This window comes from Mesorhizobium sp. M5C.F.Ca.IN.020.29.1.1 (assembly GCF_003997375.1).
In the GTDB taxonomy this organism is placed as follows: Bacteria; Pseudomonadota; Alphaproteobacteria; order Rhizobiales; family Rhizobiaceae; genus Mesorhizobium; species Mesorhizobium wenxiniae.
Genome location: NZ_RZSW01000376.1, coordinates 1 through 6,294 on the forward strand (window position 1 = coordinate 1; position 6,294 = coordinate 6,294).

Here is a 6,294-nt window from a genome sequence, read left to right on the forward strand (position 1 = left end):
CAAGAAGCCTCACCGCGGCAAGCGGACGTTCGACCAGAATGCGCCCAAATTCGAGAAGCGCACACCGTCAGCCGATCAGCGCGCTGCCGCGTTCGAGGCAAAGCCCTGGGCGGGGAAGTCAGCAAAGGCGAAGTTCGAAAAGACCGGACCCGCCAAGAACAAGAAATCGAAGAAGCGGCCGGCTTAGCGACGTGCCGGCATCGTTGGCTTGTCGTGGCCTGCAAGGGGCTGTCTTTCGCTCGATTCAGGTCTGCGCTGCCCCTCATCCGCCTGCCGGCACCTTCCCCGTAAACGGGGAGAAGCCCGCTGGGCGGCGCAGACTTCGACGGTTGGTCGTCTCCCAACACGAGTGGGGCGCTATCTTTTGTCTGAAGCGATTGCTTCCCCATTTCCGCGCATACCCCTTGCGATCTGCCGGAACTTTGAACAGTCTGGCGAGACGCGAATGGGGGTGGGCAGGACATGCGCGGCGAAGTTCTTCACTATGACGAGGACCAGGGCTTCGGTTTCATCACCGGAGCCGATGGCAACCGCTACACGTTCGCGCGCGAGGATCTGCGTCGAGAAGCGTCGATGGCCAGGGGCACGGCCATCGAGTTCCAGCCGGCTGGCGGACGGGCATGCGACGTTTTTTCGATCCGCGCCCAAACCGCCAGTCCGCCGGCCGCCGCAACCGCCGCCCCGGCTCAAACCGCCAATGCGCCCGGGGCGCCGCAACATTTCGGCCGTTCCGCTGGAAATGGTCCCGCCGCGGCTACCGGATTGTGGGATTATTTCTGGCGGGGCCTGACTGAAAATTACTTCAATTTCGCCGGCCGTGCCCGCCGCAAGGAATATTGGGGCTTCTGCCTGTTCTGGACGATCGCGCTGATCGTGGTCGTCGGCGCCGGCCTCTCCATCGACGACACCATGGGCGATCCCGATGGAAGCGAATTGCCGGTGGTGACGGTCGGCCTTTGCGGAATCTTCCTGCTGGCGACAGCGCTGCCATGGATCGGACTGAACGTGCGTCGCCTGCACGACATCGGCTTGACCGGCTGGCTTTTTCTGGTGGTGTTCCTCCCGACCATCGGCTGGCTGATCATCCTGGTCTTCGCGCTGATCCCGACGCAGGCCCGTGAAAACCAATGGGGTCCGGTGCCGACAGGCGTCGGGATTTAGCCGAAAAGTGTATCTTGCCACTACATACAACTGTAGATAGCAATAGGCCGCGATTCAGGGAAGGCAATGCGCGGCACAGTGTACCGCTACAGGCAATGGCGGGAGAAAGCCGATCAACGCCCGACCGACACCCGCGTTGGCGGGCATTCTCGCGCCCGAAGAGGTCCTTGAGAAACAGCAGCCGCTCAAGATCAATGCCGGGATTGCGCGATCGCGACCGAAGCACCCCGCAGACATCGCCCTCGACGAAGGCGAGCGCAAAATGCGGATAGGCAGGGCTTTCGTCGCCGAGCCATTTTTTGCAGCCGATAGAGCGCGGTCGGCGTCGAGCGGCGGCAGCCGGTATTGCACCGCCATCTCATGAGCGCGAGTGCCGCCGGATCCCGGTCGTCGCCCAGCGGACGTCGACCGCCATGGGTTCAACCCAGGAACTTGGCGATGATCGCATCGCCCATCTCAGTGGTGCCGACTTCGGTCATGCCGTCGGACAAGATATCCCTGGTGCGCAAGCCCTGGTCGAGCACGGCGGCGATAGCGCTTTCCAGGCGGTCGGCTTCGGCGACCATGCCGAAGGAATAACGCATGCACATGGCGAAGGAGGCGATCATGGCAATCGGGTTGGCGATGCCCTTGCCTGATATATCGGGCGCCGAACCGTGCACCGGCTCGTAGAGCGCCTTGCGCTTTTTCGTTCTGGCATCCGGCGCGCCGAGCGACGCCGAAGGCAGCATGCCGATCGAGCCGGTCAGCATGGCGGCGATGTCCGACAGCATGTCGCCGAACAGATTGTCGGTGACGATGACGTCGAACTGCTTGGGCCAGCGCACCAGCTGCATGCCGCCGGCATCGGCCAACATGTGATCGAGCTTGACGTCGGCATAGCGCGCCTTGTGGGTCTGCGTGACGACCTCGTTCCACAACACGCCTGATTTCATCACATTGCGCTTTTCCATCGAGGTCACATGGTTGCGGCGTGTCCGCGCGAGCTCGAAGGCGACGCCCGAAATGCGCTCGATCTCGAACGTGTCGTAGACCTGCGTGTCGATGCCGCGCTTCTGGCCGTTGCCGAGATCGATGATCTGCTTCGGCTCGCCGAAATAGACGCCGCCGGTGAGCTCGCGCACGATCAGAATGTCGAGTCCCTCGACCACCTCCTGCTTGAGCGAGGAGGACGCCGCCAGCGCCGGATAGCAAATGGCGGGCCTGAGATTGGCAAACAGCTCCATGTCCTTGCGCAGCCGCAACAGTCCGGCTTCCGGACGCACTTCATAAGGCACCGCATCCCATTTCGGCCCGCCGACGGCGCCGAACAGCACCGCGTCGGCAGCCATCGCCTTGGCCATGTCGGCGTCGGAAATCGCCGCGCCATGCGCGTCGTAGGCGCAGCCGCCGACCAGCCCCTCATCGGTGATGAAGCCGCTACCGAGCTTGTCGTTCATGGCAACGATCAGCTTCTTCACCTCGGCCATCGCCTCGGGGCCGATGCCGTCGCCGGCGAGTAGGAGAAGATTTTTGGAAGCCATCAGAACCGTCCTAAACTGTGGCGCATGACCCCAAAATCGGAATCGATTTCGGAAAGGATCATGCGCAGAACCAAAATTCTACAGCGTCCTTTGCGCGTCCAAAAGGACGCGCGGCGCTGTCGTGAGCCGCGGTCTTGCTAAACGCCAGGCGGGCTATGCGCAAGCTTTGGTTCAGAGCATCTTGGCGATCCTCGTGCTCCATCAATCTTGCCGGACAGCGGGGCGCTGTCCAGCCGACATCGCGCAAGCTTCTGCACCGCCGCCACGCTCAGGCCGTGCGCTTGAGCGCCGTCACTTCGATCTCGATCTTCATTTCCGGCTTGTTGAGCTGGCAGACGATCATCGTCGCAGCCGGCCTGATGTCGCCAAAGGCTTCGCCGAGGATCGGAAAGACGATGTCCACGAAAGCCGCGTCGGTGATGTAGTAATGCGCCCGCACCACATCGGCCATTTCGAAACCGCCGTCCTGCAACGCGTTGGCGATCGTCGCCAGGCAATTGCGCGTCTGCGCCTCGACCGTCTCCGGCATCGACATGGTCGCATAGTCATAGCCGGTCGTTCCGGAAACGAAACACCAGTCGCCCTGTACCACGGCGCGCGAATAGCCGGCGGTCTTCTCGAAGGGCGAGCCGGTGGAGATCAGTTTTCGCATGGTTCCCTCGCACATCCTTTAAGCAATGTTGAGTTGAGCTGAAGAAGTGTCGTCCTGCCATGGGCCAGACGGTGCGGATCGACAGTGCAAAAACCGTGATAGGCATCGGGCCGACGCAGTTGGAAGCGGACCGGCAGCGAACGTCGATAGTTTTTCGGCGGCCAATTTCAGTGGCAAATCGCAACTTTCGAGATTAGCCGAAACACCCCTCCCTTCGTCATCCCAGGGTCTGCGCCGCGTCGCTTCGCTCCTTGCTCCGCCGTGGGACGACGAAGATGTGGTGGGCCTAACGCTAATCGCGAGCGTTGGAGACTTGCGGCCGGAAGCCGATCGGCAGCGGTCCACAGTTCTTTCCAGGCCCAGTCAAAGAGCCAAGTCCCTCTGTGCAGAGAAACCGGCTAGCTTTTTCGACCACGCGCCGCCAGCGTCCGCAGCCTTAGCGCATTGAGGCGGATGAAGCCTTCGGCGTCCTTCTGATCATAAGCGCCACGATCGTCCTCGAAGGTGACCAGCGCGTCGGAATAGAGCGTCTTCTTCGACTTGCGGCCGGTGACGATGACGTTGCCCTTGTAGAGCTTCAGCCGCACCGTGCCTTCGACATCTTCCTGGCTCTTGTCGATCATCGCCTGCAGCATCAGGCGCTCGGGCGCGAACCAGAAGCCGTTGTAGATCAGCTCGGCATAGCGCGGCATGAACTCGTCCTTGAGGTGGGCAGCACCCCGGTCGAGCGTGATCGATTCGATCGCCCGGTGGGCTGATATCAGGATCGTGCCGCCAGGGGTCTCGTAGACGCCGCGCGATTTCATGCCGACGAAACGGTTCTCGACAAGGTCTAGCCGGCCGATGCCGTTGTCGCGGCCGAGATCGTTGAGCGCCGCCAGCATCGTCGCCGGTGACAGCTTCTTGCCATCGAGCGCGATCGGATCGCCCTTCAGGAATTCGATTTCGATCTCGGTGACCTTGTCCGGCGCGTCCATCGGCGAGATGGTGCGCTGATGGACGAATTCCGGCGGCTCGCTCCACGGATCTTCCAGCACTTTGCCTTCGGAGGACGAATGCAGCAGGTTGGCGTCGACCGAAAACGGCGCGTCGCCCCTCTTGTCCTTCGGCACCGGGATCTGGTGCTGCTCGGCGAAATTGATCAGGTCGGTGCGCGACTTGAACGACCAATCGCGCCATGGCGCGATGACCTTGATGTCGGGGTTGAGCGCATAGGCCGAAAGCTCGAATCGGACCTGGTCGTTGCCTTTGCCGGTGGCGCCGTGGGCGATCGCATCGGCGCCGGTTTCTTTGGCGATCTCGACGAGGTGCTTGGAGATCAGCGGCCGCGCGATCGAGGTGCCGAGCAAATAGGTGCCTTCATAGACGGCATTGGCGCGGAACATCGGGAACACGAAGTCGGAAACGAACTCCTCGCGGACATCCATGATACGGATGTCCTTGATGCCCATCATCTCGGCCTTGCGCCGCGCCGGCTCCAGCTCGCCGCCCTGGCCGAGATCGGCGGTGAAGGTGACGACCTCGGCGCCGAGCTCGGTCTGCAGCCATTTCAGGATGATGGAAGTGTCGAGGCCGCCGGAATAGGCGAGCACGACCTTCTTGACGGCTTTTGCTTTTGACATGCTGGGGGACATTGTTGGCGGTTCCGCGACAAGGGTTCTCGGCGGGCGAGGTATCACGCCAATTCCGGCTAGTGCAAGGGACGAAGGGTGCGACAGGCACGCTGGATCAGCTATTGCGCGGTCCAGTCTCTGGCGCAGGCACCCTGCCTGCGCTATAGGCTTCGCCGTCTTACGCCTCCAAAGGCCTGCCGATGTCCTTCATTCCCGACACCTCGACGCTGATCCAGTTCGCCATCGCCACCGTGATCCTGGCGATCACGCCGGGGCCTGATATGACGCTGTTCGTGTCGCGCACGCTGAGCCAGGGCCGCGCCGCCGGCTTTGCCTCGATGGCCGGCGCACTGTGTGGTACGCTGATCCACACGACGCTGGTGGTGGTCGGCGTCTCGGCGCTGATCGTCGCCTCGCCGGGGGCCTTTCTCGCGCTCAAGGTTTTCGGCGCCGGCTATCTCGTCTTCCTGGCCTGGCAGGCAATCACCAGGGGGTCGGCCTTTTCGCCGGAGAAGAAGAGCGGGCCTGAGATTTCTCTGTTCCGCGCCTGGGCGGCAGGGCTCGGCGTCAATCTACTCAACCCGAAGATCATCCTGTTCTTCATGACCTTCCTGCCGCAGTTCGTCTCCGCCCATGATCCGAACGCGCCCGGAAAGCTGTTCTTCCTCGGCGCGATGTTCGTCGTTTTGTCGATCCCGGTAACAGCGCCGATGGTCTTTGCGGCAGAGAAATTCTCGACGGCGATGAAGGCCAGCCCGCGGGTGACGCGCGGCGTCGACTATCTGTTCGCCGGGGTGTTTTCGGCCTTCGCGCTCAAGATCCTGACCGCCCAGGCGAAATAGGGTTTCCGATTTTGCGCCAGCTTCCGGCCCAGCGCCCGGCGCTCAGCCAGTAGAAAATGCCGCCGACCATGCCGCAGCCGACCACGGCAGCGACGACGCGCGGATCGGTGATCTCGAAATTGGCATGGGAGGTCTGGTAGGCGAAGCCGAGGAAAACCGCAGCGACCACCGCACCCGCCAGCGCGTAGAACAGCCAGTCGCGCCGGCCGAAGAACTCGGAGACGAGGATGGCGATGGCCGCCGGCATGAAGGCGAAATAGGCGACGAACAGCGCGACGAAGGGAACGGAAAACCATAGCGAGGCCTGCGCCGCCGGTTGCGTCTCGTCCGTCATCAGTCCCAGCGACGCCAGAAACATGATGTTGAGGAAGGCGCTGGCCGCCAGCGCGGCGACGACATAGCCGATCAGGATGACGGCGAAGCGAATGAGATAGGCGACAAGGCGGTTCACGCCTCGCCGTGCCCCGCGATCATCATCGCTTCCAGCGCCAGCCGGTCGACCT

7 protein-coding genes are annotated in these 6,294 nt (G+C 62.5%); 3 read left to right on the plus strand and 4 right to left on the minus strand.

Annotation, left to right across the window (positions count from 1 at the left end; translation table 11 throughout):
- Positions 1 to 187, plus strand: a 187-nt coding sequence (locus tag EOA85_RS37700) for a hypothetical protein (RefSeq protein ID WP_164759852.1), incomplete at its 5' end; no start/stop codon positions are given.
- Between the two features lie 275 nt (positions 188 to 462).
- On the plus strand, positions 463 to 1,161 hold the full coding sequence (locus EOA85_RS24515) for a DUF805 domain-containing protein (RefSeq protein ID WP_127211489.1): 699 nt from the start codon (positions 463 to 465) through the stop codon (positions 1,159 to 1,161).
- A gap of 419 nt (positions 1,162 to 1,580) precedes the next feature.
- Here the strand turns inward: EOA85_RS24515 and leuB are convergent, their stop codons facing one another.
- The 3 genes from leuB to EOA85_RS24535 all read right to left on the minus strand — a co-directional run bounded on the left by leuB (position 1,581) and on the right by EOA85_RS24535 (position 4,958).
- On the minus strand, positions 1,581 to 2,684 hold the full coding sequence (gene leuB / locus EOA85_RS24525; RefSeq protein WP_127211490.1) for a 3-isopropylmalate dehydrogenase: 1,104 nt from the start codon (positions 2,682 to 2,684) through the stop codon (positions 1,581 to 1,583).
- Positions 2,685 to 2,952: 268 nt separating this feature from the next.
- A complete protein-coding gene (locus EOA85_RS24530) occupies positions 2,953 to 3,336 on the minus strand; it encodes a RidA family protein (protein WP_065007293.1) in 384 nt (127 codons plus the stop codon).
- A 398-nt stretch (positions 3,337 to 3,734) separates the two neighbouring features.
- A complete protein-coding gene (locus EOA85_RS24535) occupies positions 3,735 to 4,958 on the minus strand; it encodes an argininosuccinate synthase (protein WP_127211491.1) in 1,224 nt (407 codons plus the stop codon).
- A 191-nt stretch (positions 4,959 to 5,149) separates the two neighbouring features.
- Here EOA85_RS24535 and EOA85_RS24540 point away from each other — a divergent pair, with 191 nt between their 5' ends.
- A complete protein-coding gene (locus tag EOA85_RS24540; RefSeq protein ID WP_065007291.1) occupies positions 5,150 to 5,791 on the plus strand; it encodes a LysE family translocator in 642 nt (213 codons plus the stop codon).
- On the opposite strand, the gene EOA85_RS24545 is transcribed toward EOA85_RS24540, so the two are convergent.
- On the minus strand, positions 5,763 to 6,242 hold the full coding sequence (locus EOA85_RS24545; protein WP_127211492.1) for a hypothetical protein: 480 nt from the start codon (positions 6,240 to 6,242) through the stop codon (positions 5,763 to 5,765). The genes EOA85_RS24540 and EOA85_RS24545 overlap by 29 nt on opposite strands.
- Between the last annotated feature and the right edge of the window lie 52 nt (positions 6,243 to 6,294).